The following is a 16,713-nucleotide window of genomic DNA, read 5'->3' on the forward strand; positions in this document are numbered from 1 at the left end:
CGCGGCCCTCATGGCGGTGGTTTGGGCCGTGGTGGTCGGGGCCGAAGGCTGATCGCGTGGTGGTCGGCGGCATGGGGATGCCGCCGACCACCCGCATCGAAACATCGCCGATCACGGGGGGAGCCGTTATATTGGCCGCCATGAAGAACCGGGTTCCGGGCGCAGTGCGTCCGCTCAAGTATGTGTCGACGCTGCTGCTGGCCCTGGCCAGCAGCTCTGCCATGGCCCTGGGCCTGGGCGATATCCGGGTCCTGTCCAAGCCGGGCCAGCCGTTGCTGGCCGAGATTCCGGTCATTTCCGCCGATCCGTCCGAACTGGAAAACCTGCGCGTCGCGCTGGCCTCGCCGGCCACCTTCGCCCGGGTCGGGCTGGAGCCGCCGTCCGGGCTGGTCAGCGAGCTGCAGTTTGAGTTGACCCGCAATGCGCAGGGCCGCGCCGTGGTGCGCGTCAGCAGCCAGGCGCCGGTGGCGACACCTGCGTTGAATTTCCTGATTGAGGCCGATTGGGGTCAGGGCCGTCTGGTCCGAGAATATTCTGCCCTGGTGGATGCGCCCAACAGCGCCGCCGCTGTGGCCGAGCCGGAAATCGTCGCCCCGGCGGGCGCGATGTCCAATGCCATCATCCGTGAGCCTGCGCCGGAGACAGCAGCCGTCGCAGCGCCGCCGCGCCGTGCTGAACCCGCCGCCGCAGCGAGGCCGGCCGCGCCTCGCGCTGCACCGGCCGCTCCTGCCGCGCCCGTCGCCGCCGATGGCAGCGTCACCGTCCAGCGCGGACAGACGCTGTCGCAGATCGCCGGTTCGCTGGCGCGCGAGCAGGGCGTCAATCGCGATCAAGCGATGATCGCGCTGCTGCGGGCCAATCCCGAAGCCTTCATCCGTGGCAACGTGAACCTGCTCAAGCAGGGCGCGGTACTGCGCACACCGGGCGCCGATGGAGTGGCCCAGATCGATGCGCAGCAGGCCGCGGCAATCGTGCGCGAGCACACTGCGCAGTGGCGCCAATCGCGCACTGCGATTCCGCAACCGGCGGACAGCGGCGTGGCCGCTGCGCCCGCACCGGCCACCGCGCCGCCGGCATCGCGCCAGGGCGCACGGCTGGAAATCGCACCGGCCGTCGCCGCCGCCGGCACCACCGCAGGCACAACCACCGGCACCGCTGCCGGCACCGAGGGCGACATGCTGGCTAACGAACAATTGCGACAGGCCAAGGAAGACGTCGCCACGCGCGATGCCGAGATCCAGGAACTGCGCGAGCGCGTGGCCGAACTGGAGAAACTCAAGGCCCAGCAGCAGTCACTGATCACGATGAAGGACAACGATCTGGCCGCTGCGCAAGAGCGTCTGGAGCAGGCACCCGGGACGCGCGACAGCGCCAGCGGTGGCTGGTACTGGCTCGGGCTGGTCGTATTGCTGCTGATGGTGGGGGGTTGGGCGCTGGTGCGGCGGCGCAAGCCATCGCCGCTGCCGCCGCTGTCACGCGATGGGCTCGATGGTGCCTCGCTGGCGGCTGCCGTGCCGGCCGCGGATTATGTGGATGAACTGGCTGCGCAACGCGATGACGCACACCGCGCACCCGACGAAGAGGCCAGTGCAGAGGCTGATGTCTATGCCGGGCTGCGCCGCGAGCCGGTCTTCTCGCTGGCGTCATCGACGCACGACGCCGATCCGCACGATGCCCTCGACGAGCCTCGCTGGAGCGCGACCGCAACGGACGACGCGCCGGTGTTGCCCGAGGTCGAAGCAACGGCGGCGGCGGCGTACAGCATCGAGGCCGACGCCCAACATGTGAACGTGGACGATGCCCTGTTCCGCGAACCGGCGCCGCTGATCGAGCCGCCGGCCCATGCGCTGGAAGCCGCTGCGCAGCCTTCGTTCCGTGGCGTGTTCGAATTCCCCGATGAAACCGCGACTGCCGAACGTGCGGCAGACGCAAGCGATGACACCATCGATGCCGACGTTGAGCCGGTGATGGCCGCCCACGACGACACCACCGACGGTGCAGACCCGGTCGCCGACAACGCGCCGATTGCGCCCATCGGCAGCCCCGGCCGCGATCGTCTGGAACTGGCGATCGCTTACCTGGATCTTGGCGATGCCGAGACTGCCCGCACCCTGCTGCAGGAAGTGGCCGTAGGCGCCGACCCGCACAGCCAGGCCGAGGCGCGCGAACTGCTGGCGCGACTGGGATGAGCGGTGCTCCCCCGGCAGCAGTGCGGGAACGCCGCCTGGATTACGTTGAGTTCGCCTCGCGTGATCCGGCCGCCAGTCGTCGTTTCTTCGAGCAGGTATTCGGCTGGTCGTTCGTGGATTACGGCCCGGATTACACCGCGTTTGACGATGGGCGCTTCCAGGGCGGTTTCTTCCGGGCGGAGCCGCAGAGCGCTTCGGCGGGAGGCGCGCCGCTGCTGGTGATCTACGCCGATGATCTGCAGCCCATGCTCGAGGCCGTGCTGGCCCAGGGCGGGCAGATCATCAAACCGGTGTTCGCCTTCCCCGGCGGCAGCCGGTTCCAGTTCGTGGAGCCGGGCGGCAACGAGCTGGCCGTCTGGTCCGAACGCGACGCTGCATGATGCAACACCCGGCGCCTGCGCCGGTTTTCCCGAAAACACAGAGGTTCACCATGCGCTACGCACTGGGCGTGGAATACGATGGCAGCGAATTCAAAGGCTGGCAGCAGCTCGGTGAGAGCGGCTGCCCAAGCGTGCAGGCCAGCCTGCAGGATGCGCTGTCGTCGGTGGCCAACGCGCCGATCCAGGTCGTGTGTGCGGGGCGTACCGATGCCGGCGTGCACGGTGAATGCCAGGTGGTGCATTTCGACACCGATGTCGTACGCGATCCGCGCAGTTGGATGCTGGGCACCACCACGCGCCTGCCGCGTTCGATCGCCGTGCGCTGGTGCGTACCGGTGGCCGACGAGTTCCATGCACGATTTGCCGCGCGTGCGCGTCGCTATCGGTATCGCCTGCTCAATCGGCAGGTCCGCCCGGCACTCTATCGGCAGACGCTGAGCTGGGAGCGCAGGCCGCTGGATGCCGAGCGGATGCACGCGGCCGGCCAGGCCCTGCTGGGTGAGAACGACTTCAGTGCCTTCCGCAGCGTGCAGTGCGAGGCGCTGCACGCGCGCCGGAACATGCAGTCGCTTTCGGTGACCCGTCAGGGCGAGGTGGTGGAGGTCGCCGTTCAGGCCAATGCATTCCTTCATCACATGGTGCGCAATATCGTCGGTTCATTGATCCTGGTCGGTTGTGGTGAGCAGCCGGTCGCGTGGATGGGGCAACTACTGGCCGGGCGCGACCGCACCGTGGCCGGCCCGACTGCCCCGCCGCAGGGATTGGTCTTCGTTGGTCCCCTGTACCCCGACAACTGGCAGCTGCCTGCCGAGGTCACCTTATGAGCCGCTCCTTCTACCGCACCCGTATCAAGTTCTGCGGCATGACCCGTGCCGGCGATGTGCGCCTGGCCGGCGAGCTCGGCGTGGATGCGGTCGGTTTCATCTTCGCCCGCGAGAGCAAACGCCGGGTCGCGCCGGCCGAGGCGCGCGCCATGCGCCAGGCAATCGCCCCGATGGTGGACGTGGTCGCCCTGTTCCGCGACAACACCAAGGAAGAGGTGCGCGAAGTGCTGCGCACCGTGCGGCCGACCCTGCTGCAGTTCCACGGTGATGAAGACGAATCGTTCTGCCGCAGTTTCAACATGCCGTACCTGAAGGCCGTGGCGATGGGCGGCAAGGACGAGGTCAACGCCCGTCAGCTGCAGCTGCGCTATCCCAGCGCGGCCGGCTTCCTGTTCGACAGCCACGCCCCCGGTGGCGGCGGTGGCACCGGCGTGGCCTTTGACTGGACGCGCCTGCCGACCGGCCTGCATCGCCCGTTCCTGCTGGCCGGCGGGATCACCCCGGACAACGTGTTCGATGCGATCGTGGCCACGCTGCCGTGGGGCGTGGATGTCTCCAGTGGCATCGAATCGGAACCGGGCATCAAGGACGGCTACAAGATGCGCAAGTTCGTCGAAGAAGTCCGTCGCGCGGACTGTCACGAAGCGGATTGATCAGCCCGCCCAAGCGGGCGGGTAGGTCACGACCGTTGGTCGTGGCGCACTCATCCCTTCAGCTGCTCTTGCAGCCACCCGGCCAACGCATCCACCCGCAGGTCCGCCGCACCCTCCGGCGTCGCCAGCACCCAGAACCCGCCCGTGGCGCCAAATCCCCACGGGGCCAGCAGTCGGCCCGCTGCCAGCTCATCGGCCACCAGCGGCTCCGGCGCGATCGCCACGCCCAGCCCTGCCACCGCCGCTTCCAGCAGGTAATACAGGTGCTCGAAGCCGCTGCCCAGTTGCAGCTGGGCCGGCTCCAGTCCATGCGACAGTGCCCAGGCCGGCCACGCCTGCGGGCGTGAGGTCGTATGCAACAGGGCTTCGCCCAGCAAAGCGGAGGGCGGCTGATGCCTCAGCCGCGCCGACGCCGGATGCTGCGGACTCACCACCACGCCCACACGCTCCGGGGCCAGCTCCCGCACCTGCCAGCCACGCGGCCAGGGCGGCTGAGCGAGCAGCAGCACCGCATCCAGCCCCTGCTGCTCGGCGGTGAAGCTCCCATCCTGGGCCGACCAATGCAGCGGCAGCTGGGGCAGAGCGTTCTGCAGTGCCTGCAGGCGAGGAATCATCCAGCGCGCCAGAATGCTGCCGCTGCAGCCCAGCACCAACGCTTCGGGCCGCTGGTGGCGTTTGAGCGCACTAACCGCCTCGCGGATCTGCTCGAACGCGCCTTCGCAGGCGGCCTGCAGATCCTCGCCGGCCCGGGTCAGGCGCAGCCCACGCCCCTCGCGCTGGAACAACGCAACGCCCAGATGCTCCTCCAGCAAGCGCAGCTGGCGGCTGATCGCGCCATGGGTGACATGCAGTGCCTCGGCGGCACGGCCGACCCCGCCCAGCCGGGCAGCCGCTTCAAAGCTGCGCAGGGCGTTGAGCGGGGGCAACGGTCCGTCGGTCATGTGAGTTTTCCTGACAGGTTGTGGCAGATATTATCGATATTCCTGTCATGACAGGTGCGCTAAATTGTCAGCCTGTCTCCACTGGCTGTCGCGCTATGTCTGCTTCTCCCGTCTCCCCCATCGTCGATTTCCATGCCTATCCCGATGCCAATGGCCATTTCGGCCGCTACGGCGGGAGTTTCGTCGCCGAGACCCTGATCGGACCGCTGCAGGAGCTGGCAGCGGCCTACGACGAGGCGCGCCGCGATCCGGCCTTCATCGCCGCCTACGACAAGGACCTGACCCACTACGTGGGCCGTCCCAGCCCGATCTATCACGCCGAGCGCCTCAGCCAGCAGGTGGGCGGCGCGCAGATCCTGCTCAAGCGCGAGGACCTGAACCACACCGGCGCACACAAGATCAACAACACCATCGGCCAGGCGCTGCTCGCCGCGCGGATGGGCAAGAAGCGCATCATCGCCGAGACCGGCGCCGGCCAGCACGGCGTGGCCAGCGCCACCGTGGCCGCGCGACTGGGCCTGGAGTGCGTGGTCTACATGGGTGCCACCGACATCGAGCGGCAGAAGATCAACGTCTACCGCATGAAGCTGCTCGGCGCGACCGTCGTACCGGTCACCTCCGGCTCGGCCACGCTCAAGGATGCGCTCAACGAAGCCATGCGCGACTGGGTCACCAACGTGCGCGACACCTTCTACATCATCGGCACCGTGGCCGGCCCGGATCCGTACCCGCGCATGGTGCGTGATTTCAACGCGATCGTCGGCCGCGAGGCGCGCGCGCAGATGCTGACCGATTACGGTCGTCTGCCCGATGCGATCACCGCCTGCGTTGGCGGTGGCAGCAATGCGATCGGCCTGTTCCATGCGTTCCTCAACGATCGCGACGTGCGCATTGTCGGTGCCGAAGCGGCGGGCGACGGCATCGAGACCGGTCGCCATGCCGCCTCCATTGCGGCGGGCCGCCCGGGCGTGCTGCACGGCAACCGCACCTATGTGATCTGCGACGACGACGGCCAGATCGCCGAGACCCATTCGGTCTCGGCCGGCCTGGATTACCCGGGCGTCGGCCCGGAGCACGCGTTCCTGGCCGATGCCGGACGCGCCGAGTACGTCGGCATCACCGATGACGAAGCGCTGGCCGCCTTCCACCAGCTGGCGCACAGCGAAGGCATCCTGGCCGCGCTGGAATCCAGCCACGCCGTGGCGCAGGCGATCAAGATCGCGCGTGAACTGCCACGCGACAAGCTGGTGCTGTGCAACCTGTCCGGCCGCGGCGACAAGGACGTACACACCATCGCTGCCCGGGAGGGTCTGGTGCTGTGAATCCGCTGCTGCGCCAGGGAAGTGCGCTGCTGATGGTGGTCGGCCTGACCGGATGTACGCCGCCGGACCCGCCGGTGCTGCCCGCGCCGGCCGCACCGGTCGGTGCCGTGGCGCCGGCGCGCGAGTCGGCCAGCAATGACGATGACATCGCCAACCGCCCGATCGAGGACGCGCCGGAGCCGCCCAAGGCTGCCGATCTGCCCGCTGCGGATGACGCTGCGCCGTCGGTGGTCTCGGTCGCACTGGATCATGCCGGCGATGTGGTGATCGGGCAGCGCTTCACCGAGCTCGCCGCTGATGGCCCGTGGCATTCGGCCGGCCTGAGCGAAGGCGAGCCCAACGGCGCCTGCGAGTACTACGAGCGTGGCAACCTGCCCGAAGGCGTGTCGATGATGGTCGAGGACGACCACGTGCAGCGCTTCGAGCTGGCGCCGATCGAGGAGTCCTACGAGGCCATCACCCAGCCGGGGCCCTTCGGGCTGAGGCTGGGCATGACCCTGGATGAAGCGCTCACGCGGCTGCCGCCCGGCAGTACACGCGCGCCGCATGCCTATGACCCGGAAACGGGCGAATACCTGACCTGGCAGGACCCCGGTTCGGATCTGGCGATCCGGCTGGAGATCTTCGACGGGGTGATATCGAAGCTGTACTGGGGCGCCAGTGGCGCCGTTGAACTGATGGAAGGATGTGCCTGAGATGTCCGTGGACCGTATCGATGCCTGTTTTGCCCGCCTGCGCGATGAACGCCGCAAGGCGCTGATCCCCTTCATCACCGCCGGCGATCCGGGCCTGGAAGCCACCGTGCCGGTCATGCATGCACTGGCCGCGGCCGGCGCGGACGTGATCGAGCTCGGGGTGCCGTTCTCCGACCCGATGGCCGACGGCCCGACCATCCAGCGCAGCTCCGAGCGCGCGCTGGCCCGTGGGGCAGGGTTGCGCTATGTGCTGGAGACCGTCGAAGCCTTCCGCAAGGACGATGCCACCACCCCGGTGGTGCTGATGGGCTATCTCAACCCCATCGAGATCCACGGCACGGAACGCTTCGCGCAGTCGGCCATTGCCGCGGGCGTGGACGGCATCCTGCTGGTCGATCTGCCCCCGGAGGAAGCTGCCGAAACCCGCGAGATATTCACCGCCGCCGGCCTGGCGCTGATCCTGCTGGCCTCGCCGACCACGGCCGATACACGCCTGGATGCACTGTCGGCGATGGCCCAGGGTTATCTGTACTACGTCAGTTTCGCCGGGGTGACCGGGGCCTCGGATCGGCTGGACAGCGGCGCCGCCGGTGCCCGCCTGCGCGACCTGCGCAGCCGTTCGGCGGTGCCGGTGGTGGCCGGCTTCGGCATCAAGGATGCGGCCAGTGCAGCGGCCATGGCCGTGGAGGCCGATGGCGTGGTGGTGGGCAGCGCGCTGGTGGCTGCATTGGGCGAGGCCCCCGATGCCACGGCCGCCGCACAAGCCGCGGAGGCTTTCCTCACGCCGCTGCGGCGCGCGCTCGACGCCGCCTGAAGCACGCAAACGTACGTACCAGAATGGTTTACGCCAGCCCCCCGGCAACCGCCGGGGGGTGCCCGAGCATGGAAACGGTGAGCTAGACTGTCCGCCTTTGCGGCCCCCGGGCCGCCCTGAACGGAAGTAGCATCCCGCATGAGTTGGCTCAGCAAGTTGATGCCGTCTGGCATCCGCACCGACAACGTCCCCAGCAAGAAGCGCAGCGTCCCCGAGGGCCTGTGGGAGAAGTGCAGCAGCTGCGGCAGCGCGCTCTACCGTCCTGAGCTGGAAGAGAACCTGGAAGTCTGCCCCAAGTGTGGCCACCACATGGCCATCCGCGCGCGTGCGCGTTTGGCCGCGCTGTTCGACGCGGACAGCACCACCGAGATCGGTGCGCGCCTGGGGCCGACGGACCTGCTCAAGTTCAAGGACCAGAAGAAGTACAGCGAGCGCATCAAGGCGTCGCAGAAGAACACCGGCGAGTACGACGCGCTGATCGCCATGCAGGGCCTGATGAAGGGCCGCCCGCTGGTCGCCTCGGCCTTCGATTTCGCCTTCATGGGCGGCTCGATGGGCTCGGTGGTCGGTGAGCGTTTCTCGCTGGCCGCGGAGAAGGCACTGGAGATCGGTGCGCCCTACGTATGCTTCTCCGCCAGCGGCGGCGCGCGCATGCAGGAAGGCCTGTTCTCGCTGATGCAGATGGCCAAGACCTCGGCCGCGCTGGGTCGTCTGCGTGATGCCGGCCTGCCGTACATCTCGGTGCTCACCCACCCGACCACCGGTGGTGTGTCGGCCTCGTTCGCGATGCTGGGCGATATCAACATCGCCGAGCCGCAGGCGCTGATCGGCTTCGCCGGCCCGCGCGTGATTGAGCAGACCGTGCGCGAAAAGCTGCCCGAAGGCTTCCAGCGTTCGGAGTTCCTGCTCGAGCACGGTGCCATCGATCAGATCTGCGACCGCCGCGAAATGCGCGAGCGCCTGTCGGAGATCCTGGCCATGCTGGCACGCCAGCCGGCGCCGGCACCGGACGCGGCGGCCTGATGGCGTCGCGCAAGTATTTCGGCACCGACGGCATCCGCGGCAAGGTCGGTGAGGGCGTCATCTCCGCCGATTTCGTGCTGCGCCTGGGCAATGCGCTCGGCCGCGCGCTGACCGAGCGCAACGGGCACCGCCCCGTGGTGGTGATCGGCAAGGACACCCGCATCTCCGGTTACATGTTCGAAGCTGCACTCGAAGCCGGGCTGGTCGCAGCCGGTGCTGATGTACAGCTGCTCGGCCCGATGCCCACGCCTGCGGTGGCCTTCCTCACCCGTACCCTCGGTGCGGATGCCGGCATCGTCATCAGCGCCTCGCACAATCCGCACTACGACAACGGCATCAAGTTCTTCTCCGCCGATGGCGAGAAGCTCGATGACGCCACCGAGCTGGCGCTGGAAGCCGCGCTCGATGCGCCGTTCACCACGGTCGAATCCGAGCGGCTGGGCAAGGCCATGCGTGCCCGCGATGCGGTCGGTCGCTACATCGAATTCTGCAAGGCCAGCGTGCCGCGCGGGTTCGATCTGCGTGGGCTGAAGATCGTGCTCGACTGCGCGCACGGCGCTACGTATCACGTCGCCCCGCTGCTGTTCCGCGAGATGGGCGCGGAGGTGATCAGCATCGGCGATGCGCCCAACGGCCTGAATATCAACGATGGCGTCGGCTCGATGCACATCGACAATCTCGCTGCGAAAGTGCGCGAGGTCGGTGCTGATTTCGGTATCGCGTTCGACGGTGATGGCGACCGCGTGCTGATGGCCGATGACCAGGGCAACCCGGTGGACGGCGATGACCTGCTGTTCGTGCTGGCCCAGGCCTGGCAGCGCAGCGGTCGCCTGCATGGCCCGGTGGTCGGCACGCTGATGACCAACTTCGGTCTGGAGCAGGCACTGGAACGGCTGGAGATCCCGTTCCAGCGCAGCAATGTTGGTGACCGCTACGTGCATCAGGCACTGGTGGAAAACAACGGTGTGCTCGGCGGCGAGGCCTCCGGGCATCTGTTGTGCCTGGATCGCGCCACTACCGGCGATGCGATCGTCAGCGCGCTGCAGGTGCTGGAAGTGCTGCGCCGTGATGGCACCTCCCTGCGCCAGGTGCTGTCGGTGCTCAACAAGGTGCCGCAGAAGACCGTCAACGTGCGCCTGCAGGGCGCAGCCAAGGCGACCGTACAGGCCGAAAGCGTGCAGGCCGCGCTGGCGGCTGCGCAGCAGGCAGTGAAGGGGCGCGGTCGCGCGTTCCTGCGCCCGTCAGGTACCGAGCCGGTGGTGCGTGTGACCGTCGAGGCGGACAGTGCCGAGCTGATGCAGTCCACGCTCGACAATCTCTCGGCGGCGGTGAAGGCGGCCGCCGCAGCCTGAGTCACGCGATGACGAGTGAAACGAAAACGCCCCGGGAGACCGGGGCGTTTTCGTTGCAGCGCAGACGGCCGGTTACGGCCCCGGCACCATCTTCTTTTTCTTCGCTTTGAAGCGGTTGAACAGCGGCGCGATCAGCGGGTGATAGCTGTAAGCGATGCGCTTGCGCAGCCAGCTGGCCGGGCGGTCGCGGATCGCGAACCGGTAGATGTGCTCTGGATCGCCCCCGACCACGTTGCGACCGAACGGATGGGTGGTATGCAGGTACTTGAAGCCCTGTGCCCGCGCGATCTGCACGTAGTCCTCGTCGAAATCGCCGTACGGCCAGCACAGCGTGTCCGAGACGTCACCCAGCTGCTGCTGCAGCACATCGCGCGCCACCGATAGGTCGCCACTGATGCCCTGGCGCTTGTGCTCGCGGGAGATGTCCTGCTTGAGCCAGCGCGTATGCGTGTGCGTATGGCAATGCACCTCGAAGGTGCCGGCGGCGATCATCGCGCGCGCCTCGCTCCAGCGCATCATCACCTCGTCCGGCCGGTTCTCGCGCAGGATCGCCGCCTCGCAGCCGCGATGGTCGGGCGTTGCCGGCAGGGTGGCGCCGGCCTGACCGGCATGCGGGCGGACATCGCCGTCGCCCATCCAGCCGGTGACCACGAACACCACCGCATGCATGCCGTATTTGGCCAGGATCGGGTGCGCGTACACCCAGTTGTCCAGGTAGCCGTCATCGAAGGTGATCACGATCGACTTGGCCGGCGTCGGCTTGCCCGCCAGGAAATCCGCGTACTGCTCCAGCGTCAGCGAGGTCCAGCCATTGGCCGCCAGCCAGGCGATCTGGCTTTCAAAATTCTCCGGCGAGACCGTGATCATTCCCGGGGACGGGGACACATGGTGGTGCATCAGCACCGGGACGGATCTAGCGTTGGCCATGGCCCAGTTCCTTCAACCACTGGTGGTAATAATATTCGGTCGCTTCAGTGTGACCGGTCGGGGTGAAGCGATGTGCGCTGCGCATCCATTCCCACCCCGCCAGACCCATCTGCTGGCGGCGGTCGGGCTGCTCGATCAGGGTGCGCAGTGCGCCGGTCAGCGCGGCCTGGTCGCCCAGCGGTGCAAGCAGGGCATTGCTGCCTTCCACCACCATTTCCGGGACGCCGCCCACCCGGGTCGCAACGATCGGCACCCCGACATACGCCGCTTCCAGGAACACCGTGCCAGCGGCTTCCTTGTGCGTGGCGAGCGCGAAGATATCGAAACCGGTCATCAGCCGGCAAGCGCCCTGGCGGTAGCCCAGCAGATGCACCTGCGCGGCAATGCCGAGCTGCTCGCGCAGTGCGATCAGCCGGTCCATCACTGGCTGGCCGTCGCCGACGATCACCAGCTGCACGCGCGGATCGGCGCGGCACAGCGGCGCCATGGCCTGCAGCAGTTCCACGTGACCCTTGGGCTCGCGCAGCACGGCGACGCAGCCGACCACGATCTGTTCCTCGTTGAAACCCAGTTCGGCACGCACGTCTGCACGGGTGTCCTGCAGGCACTGCCATGGGTCGCGCTTGGCGATCTGCGACCACTGCGGCGGCACCGCGATCGGCGGAACGATGCCGACGTGCGCGTCGTCGATGCCGCGGCTGACCATCAGCTTCTTGACGAAGCTGCTGACCGTCATCACCCGGTGGGGCAGGCCGGTATAGGTCAGCAGCGAGTTGATCGGGCTCATCAGATGGCGCGAGCGCACTACCAGCGGCGTACCGCCAAGCCGGGCACCGGCGGCGGCGATCAGGCTGTCGCGGCGGCTGGTGGTGTTGACCACATCGTAGCCGTGGCGCCGCACCAGGCGTGAGACCGACCAGATGCCGCGCAGCATGCGCAGCAGGCCGCCCATTTTCAGGGCGTGCACGGTGAAGCCGGCTTCGCGCGCCATCTCGCCCAGGCGGGCGCCGGGCTGGCAGAGCAGTGAGACCTCATGGCCTCGGTCGCGCATGGCCAGCATGTGGCGGTAGATGTAGATCTCCTGGCCACCAAAGCCCTTGGCGGCTTCGGTGTGGAGAATTTTCAGTGGCGCGTTCATCGGTGGACGATCCATGTGTGAAAAAGCGCCCGCGCTGCGCGAGCGGCTGTCGTTGTTGCCTGCGGCTCGCGCCAGCGCATCCGATGCGCTGTGCAGTGCCGTGGGTGTCGGGTAGTGCGGTCGGCCAGGCACGGTCTCGCCGCTGCCGGCGTGAGTCAGCGCAACGCCATCGGCGATGAGGGGGAGAGCAGGGGCATCCATGAGGCGGACCGGGCGACGCAAGGAGTAATGGGGGCGGCGCCAGGGCGTCGCCGGTGGCCCGTTCTGGCCGTCTGGGCGCGCGCATTGTATCGGTTTGTATCAATGTATCGGTGGCGGGGTTGGCCCGATCTGGCACAATGTTCAGCCGGGCCACAGCTGGCCCACCGACCACCATGAACAAGCAGGAATCGCTGTGAGCCAGATCCCCACCCTCGACATCACCCGTTTTGACACCGACCGCGACGCGTTCGTGGCCGAACTGGGTGCGGCCTACCGCGAATGGGGCTTTGCTGGCATCCGCAACCACGGCATTCCGCAGGCAGACATCGACGCAGCCTATGAGGTCTTCAAGGCCTTCTTCGCCCTGCCGGAAGAGACCAAGCGCCAGTACCACGTGCCTGGCAGCGGCGGCGCGCGTGGCTACACCGCCTTCGGCGTGGAGACGGCCAAGGGCTCGCAGCACTTCGACCTGAAGGAGTTCTGGCACATTGGCCGCGAGATTCCGGACGACTCCCCCTACCGTGAGGTGATGGCTCCGAACCTGTGGCCGAGCGAGGTCCCGGGCTTCCGTGAGCGCGGCTATGGCATCTACCAGGCCCTGGACAAGCTGGGTTCGCGCGTCCTGTCGGCGCTGGCCCTGCACATCGGCCTGCCGGAAGACTTCTTCGCGGACAAGACCAACAACGGCAACTCGATCCTGCGCCCGATCCATTACCCGCCGATCACCGCCGAGAACATCCCGAACGTGCGCGCCGGTGCCCACGGCGACATCAACTTCATCACGCTGCTGGTCGGCGCCAGCGCGGCCGGCCTGGAAGTGCAGTCGCATGAAGGCAAGTGGGTGCCGTTCACCTCGGACGCGGACACCATCGTGGTCAACATCGGCGACATGCTGCAGCGCCTGACCAACCACGTGTACCCGTCGACGATCCACCGCGTGGTCAATCCCCCGGGCGAGCAGGCCCGCCAGCCGCGTTATTCGGTGCCGTTCTTCCTGCACCCGAACCCGGATTTCCTGATCGACGTGCTGCCTACCTGCATCACCCCGGAAAACCCGAGCCGCTACCCGGAGCCGATCACCGCCCACGGCTTCCTGGAAGAGCGCCTGCGCGAGATCAAGCTGAAGTAAGCGATCCTCCCATCGGAGCAAAAGAGAAGGCCGCCGCAAGGCGGCCTTCTTCATTCTGCGGAGTGCCGGCCGTTGGCCGGCTCCAGACAATGTTGGCCCGGCTGCATCCGGCTATTCGCTGCCCCGTGTTGGGCGAGCGCTGCCATGCCCAGCCGGGACGCGCCGTAAACCCCGCTCCGCGGCCCGGCCCAGCCGCTGGCGGCTGTGCGTTCGAACGCATGCGAGGCAGTGCCTCGCAAGCAATGCGCTCTCACCCATGGGGGCTCGACGGGCGCCATCCATGGCGCCCGACGGTCCCGGCTGGGCACGGCAGCGCTCGCCCCCGACGGATTGCCTCGCCGGAGGGCTGAGCAAGGCAGAGCAGGGCGGACTCAATGCCGATCCGGCGCTTTGTAGCTGTTCCATGCAAGCCGACACACTGTCAGAGGGTGGGCGTGGGTGGGTTGGCGGGACCGTTATGCGCCATGGATGGCGCATATCGAGCCCCCATGGACGGGTTCACGGCGTGGCCCGCCCAACCCCCCCCCCCCCCCCCCCCCCGGCCCCGGCGCCCACCCGCGCCCGCCCAGCCCAGGCACGTCCGCCGCTCCCGTCGCCGTTGCTTTTGACTCGAGCCCGCAGCGAAAAATAAATATCCAATTGAAATGTAAGCGTTTTCCCGTCAACGCCAATTCGTTGCATCCGTTATCATGGCCGGCTGATACCCAAAGGAGCCCCCGCCATGCGCCGCAAGATCGTCGCCGGTAACTGGAAGCTGCACGGCAGCCGCCAATTCGCCACCGACCTGGTCAGTGACCTGGTTGCCGACCTCCCACTGCAGGGCGTCGAAGTCGTGGTCCTGCCGCCGCTCCCGTATCTGGGCGAACTGGTCGAAGCCTTCGAAGGGCGCGCCGTCACCTTCGGCTCCCAGGACGTCAGCAGCAACGAAAAGGGCGCCTACACCGGTGAAGTCTCGGCCACCATGCTGGCCGAAGTCGGCGCCCGCTACGGCCTGGTCGGCCACTCCGAGCGCCGCCAGTACCACGCTGAAAGCAGCGAACTGGTCGCCCGCAAGTTCGCCGCCGCCCTGCATGCCGGCCTGACCCCCATCCTGTGCGTCGGCGAAACCCTTGAGCAGCGTGAAGCCGGCCAGACCGAGGCCGTCATCGCCTCGCAGCTGGCACCCGTGCTGGAGCTGGTCGGCGCCGCGGGCTTCGCCCAGGCCGTCGTCGCTTATGAGCCGGTCTGGGCCATCGGGACCGGCCGGACCGCCTCCAAGGAGCAGGCCCAGCAGGTCCACGCGTTCATCCGTGGCGAAGTGGCCAAGCTCGATGCTAGAATTGCGGATTCACTGTCGATCCTCTATGGCGGCAGCGTGAAGCCCGACAACGCCGCGGAACTGTTCGCACAGCCCGATGTCGATGGTGGGCTGGTGGGCGGCGCCTCGCTGGTGGCCGCGGATTTCCTTGCCATCGCTGCCGCGGCGGCGGGGCGCTAATTAGTTACGTTGTCGGCCCAACCGCCGGCACGACATGTCCGAGGACGGATTCGAAATGCTGATGTTGATCCTCAATGTGGTCTACGTGCTGGTCGCAGTGGCCATGATCGCGCTCATCCTGATGCAGCGTGGTTCCGGCGCGGCCGCAGGGTCGGGTTTCGGTGCCGGCGCCTCGGGCACCGTGTTCGGCGCGCGTGGCGCGTCCAACTTCCTGTCCAAGTCGACCAAGTGGCTGGCCGTGGTGTTCTTCGGCATCAGTCTCTTCATGGCCTGGTACGCCAGCCATGGCTCGCGCCCGGCGGCGCAGCAGGATCTGGGTCTGATGTCGGCACCGGCCGCCACTGCGCCGGCCGCGCCGGCAGGCGAACTTCCGGCCGTGCCGAAGGCACCGGAAACCCCGGTGCAGCAGCCTGTTCCGTCGGCCACTGTGCCGGCTCAGGCAGAAACTCCGAAATCTGGTGAAGAAAAGCCTTCGGAAGGCACCCAGACTCGCTGAAGACGGTTACAATATGCGGCGCACTGGAGAACAACCGGTGCGATCGTAAGCCCAGGTGGCGGAATTGGTAGACGCACTACCTTGAGGTGGTAGCGACGAGAGTCGTAGGGGTTCGAGTCCCCTCTTGGGCACCATTTGTTTGTAAGCGGGTTCGTCTGGCGCGCAAAGCGCCAGGTAGCGGTATCCGTCCACTCCCCCATGCCAAAGCGCCTGCAGGCGCAGCGGCAGAGGCAAGAGAGAATCGCTGTGCTGGCCGAATATTTGCCGTCTCTGCTGTTTCTGATCGTTGCCACCGGTATCGGCGTTGCGCTGATGCTGGTTGGCCGATTCCTCGGTCCCCGACGTCCTGATCTTAAAAAGCTCTCGCCGTACGAATGCGGCTTCGAGGCTTTCGAGGACGCGCGCATGAAGTTCGATGTGCGCTACTACCTGATCGCGATTCAGTTCATCGTATTTGATCTGGAAATCATCTTCATCGTGCCGTGGACCCAGGTCTTCATGGAGCTGGGCGCACGTTCGCTGGTCACGATGGGCCTCTTCGTAGGCATGCTTTTCCTCGGTTTCATTTACGTCTGGAAGAAGGGAGCGCTGGAATGGGAGTAATTCAGACGCTCGACGGCCTGATGAACAACCCGGTCCCGGAAGGGCGGGTCGATGACATCCTGCGCCCCGAAGGCGACAACCCCCTGCTCGAAAAGGGCTACGTGACCACCAGCGTCGATGCGCTGTTGAATTGGGCGCGTACCGGTTCGATGTGGCCGATGACCTTTGGTCTGGCCTGCTGCGCAGTGGAAATGATGCACGCCGGTGCGGCGCGCCTGGACCTTGACCGTTACGGCGTGGTGTTCCGCCCGTCGCCGCGTCAGTCCGACGTGATGATCGTGGCCGGCACCCTGGTCAACAAGATGGCTCCGGCCCTGCGCAAGGTCTATGACCAGATGCCGGACCCGAAATGGGTCATCTCGATGGGCAGCTGCGCCAACGGTGGCGGCTACTACCACTACTCCTATGCAGTAGTGCGTGGCTGTGACCGCGTGGTGCCGGTGGACATCTATGTCCCCGGCTGCCCACCTACCGCCGAAGCGCTGGTGTACGGGATCCTGCAATTGCAGAAGAAGATCTGGCGTACGCAGACCATCGCCCGCTGACATC

Annotated in this window: 17 protein-coding genes and 1 tRNA gene; 15 read left to right on the forward strand and 3 right to left on the reverse strand. The window is 67.2% G+C overall.

Annotation, left to right across the window (positions count from 1 at the left end; genetic code table 11):
• The first annotated feature begins 140 nt into the window (after positions 1–140).
• The 4 genes from AC13F7_RS10400 to AC13F7_RS10415 are packed head-to-tail and all read left to right on the forward strand — an operon-like array spanning position 141 to position 4,046.
• Complete coding sequence (locus tag AC13F7_RS10400) at positions 141–2,189, forward strand: motility hub landmark protein FimV (protein ID WP_483000172.1); 2,049 nt, start codon at positions 141–143, stop codon at positions 2,187–2,189.
• The gene (locus AC13F7_RS10405) at positions 2,186–2,569 is read left to right on the forward strand and encodes a VOC family protein (protein WP_481470858.1); all 384 of its coding nucleotides are present in this window, start codon (positions 2,186–2,188) and stop codon (positions 2,567–2,569) included. Before AC13F7_RS10400 ends, AC13F7_RS10405 begins: the two co-directional genes overlap by 4 nt.
• A gap of 50 nt (positions 2,570–2,619) precedes the next feature.
• Positions 2,620–3,393, forward strand: a complete 774-nt coding sequence (gene truA / locus AC13F7_RS10410; RefSeq protein ID WP_481470859.1) for a tRNA pseudouridine(38-40) synthase TruA — start codon at positions 2,620–2,622, stop codon at positions 3,391–3,393.
• Positions 3,390–4,046: a phosphoribosylanthranilate isomerase gene (locus AC13F7_RS10415; protein ID WP_088433287.1), complete on the forward strand. Its 657-nt coding sequence runs from the start codon at positions 3,390–3,392 to the stop codon at positions 4,044–4,046. The genes truA and AC13F7_RS10415 overlap by 4 nt, the downstream gene beginning before the upstream one ends.
• A 50-nt stretch (positions 4,047–4,096) precedes the next feature.
• Here the strand turns inward: AC13F7_RS10415 and AC13F7_RS10420 are convergent, their stop codons facing one another.
• Positions 4,097–4,987, reverse strand: a complete 891-nt coding sequence (locus AC13F7_RS10420; RefSeq protein ID WP_483000175.1) for a LysR family transcriptional regulator — start codon at positions 4,985–4,987, stop codon at positions 4,097–4,099.
• A gap of 95 nt (positions 4,988–5,082) precedes the next feature.
• On the opposite strand from AC13F7_RS10420, the gene trpB reads away from it, so the two are divergent.
• The 5 genes from trpB (at position 5,083) to glmM (ending at position 10,193) form a co-directional block, all read left to right on the forward strand.
• Positions 5,083–6,309, forward strand: a complete 1,227-nt coding sequence (gene trpB, locus AC13F7_RS10425) for a tryptophan synthase subunit beta (protein WP_483000177.1) — start codon at positions 5,083–5,085, stop codon at positions 6,307–6,309.
• Positions 6,306–7,004, forward strand: a complete 699-nt coding sequence (locus tag AC13F7_RS10430; RefSeq protein ID WP_483000179.1) for a hypothetical protein — start codon at positions 6,306–6,308, stop codon at positions 7,002–7,004. The genes trpB and AC13F7_RS10430 overlap by 4 nt, the downstream gene beginning before the upstream one ends.
• Position 7,005: 1 nt before the next feature.
• Positions 7,006–7,818, forward strand: a complete 813-nt coding sequence (trpA, locus tag AC13F7_RS10435; protein ID WP_481470862.1) for a tryptophan synthase subunit alpha — start codon at positions 7,006–7,008, stop codon at positions 7,816–7,818.
• 138 nt (positions 7,819–7,956) lie between these two features.
• Complete coding sequence (gene accD, locus AC13F7_RS10440; protein ID WP_481451759.1) at positions 7,957–8,841, forward strand: acetyl-CoA carboxylase, carboxyltransferase subunit beta; 885 nt, start codon at positions 7,957–7,959, stop codon at positions 8,839–8,841.
• Positions 8,841–10,193, forward strand: coding sequence for a phosphoglucosamine mutase (gene glmM, locus AC13F7_RS10445; RefSeq protein WP_483000182.1), 1,353 nt, complete (start codon positions 8,841–8,843; stop codon positions 10,191–10,193). The genes accD and glmM overlap by 1 nt, the downstream gene beginning before the upstream one ends.
• A 72-nt stretch (positions 10,194–10,265) precedes the next feature.
• On the opposite strand, the gene AC13F7_RS10450 is transcribed toward glmM, so the two are convergent.
• Together AC13F7_RS10450 and AC13F7_RS10455 are read right to left on the reverse strand one after the other, a co-directional pair.
• Entirely contained in the window at positions 10,266–11,120 is an 855-nt protein-coding gene (locus AC13F7_RS10450) for a polysaccharide deacetylase family protein (protein WP_483000184.1), read from the reverse strand.
• A complete protein-coding gene (locus tag AC13F7_RS10455; protein ID WP_483001002.1) occupies positions 11,107–12,258 on the reverse strand; it encodes a glycosyltransferase family 4 protein in 1,152 nt (383 codons plus the stop codon). Before AC13F7_RS10455 ends, AC13F7_RS10450 begins: the two co-directional genes overlap by 14 nt.
• Before the next feature lie 394 nt (positions 12,259–12,652).
• On the opposite strand from AC13F7_RS10455, the gene AC13F7_RS10460 reads away from it, so the two are divergent.
• From AC13F7_RS10460 to AC13F7_RS10485, 6 genes are all read left to right on the forward strand, one after another.
• Positions 12,653–13,588, forward strand: coding sequence for an isopenicillin N synthase family dioxygenase (locus AC13F7_RS10460; RefSeq protein ID WP_019182673.1), 936 nt, complete (start codon positions 12,653–12,655; stop codon positions 13,586–13,588).
• 721 nt (positions 13,589–14,309) lie between these two features.
• Positions 14,310–15,065, forward strand: coding sequence for a triose-phosphate isomerase (gene tpiA / locus AC13F7_RS10465; RefSeq protein WP_481469250.1), 756 nt, complete (start codon positions 14,310–14,312; stop codon positions 15,063–15,065).
• Positions 15,066–15,120: 55 nt separating this feature from the next.
• Complete coding sequence (secG, locus tag AC13F7_RS10470) at positions 15,121–15,561, forward strand: preprotein translocase subunit SecG (protein WP_123730889.1); 441 nt, start codon at positions 15,121–15,123, stop codon at positions 15,559–15,561.
• 49 nt (positions 15,562–15,610) lie between these two features.
• Positions 15,611–15,695: transfer RNA gene (locus tag AC13F7_RS10475), tRNA-Leu, on the forward strand.
• A gap of 112 nt (positions 15,696–15,807) precedes the next feature.
• Entirely contained in the window at positions 15,808–16,164 is a 357-nt protein-coding gene (locus tag AC13F7_RS10480; RefSeq protein WP_026069699.1) for an NADH-quinone oxidoreductase subunit A, read from the forward strand.
• The gene (locus AC13F7_RS10485; protein WP_019182677.1) at positions 16,155–16,709 is read left to right on the forward strand and encodes a NuoB/complex I 20 kDa subunit family protein; all 555 of its coding nucleotides are present in this window, start codon (positions 16,155–16,157) and stop codon (positions 16,707–16,709) included. Before AC13F7_RS10480 ends, AC13F7_RS10485 begins: the two co-directional genes overlap by 10 nt.
• Positions 16,710–16,713: the final 4 nt, after the last annotated feature.

This window comes from Stenotrophomonas sp. K-6, assembly GCF_056861555.1.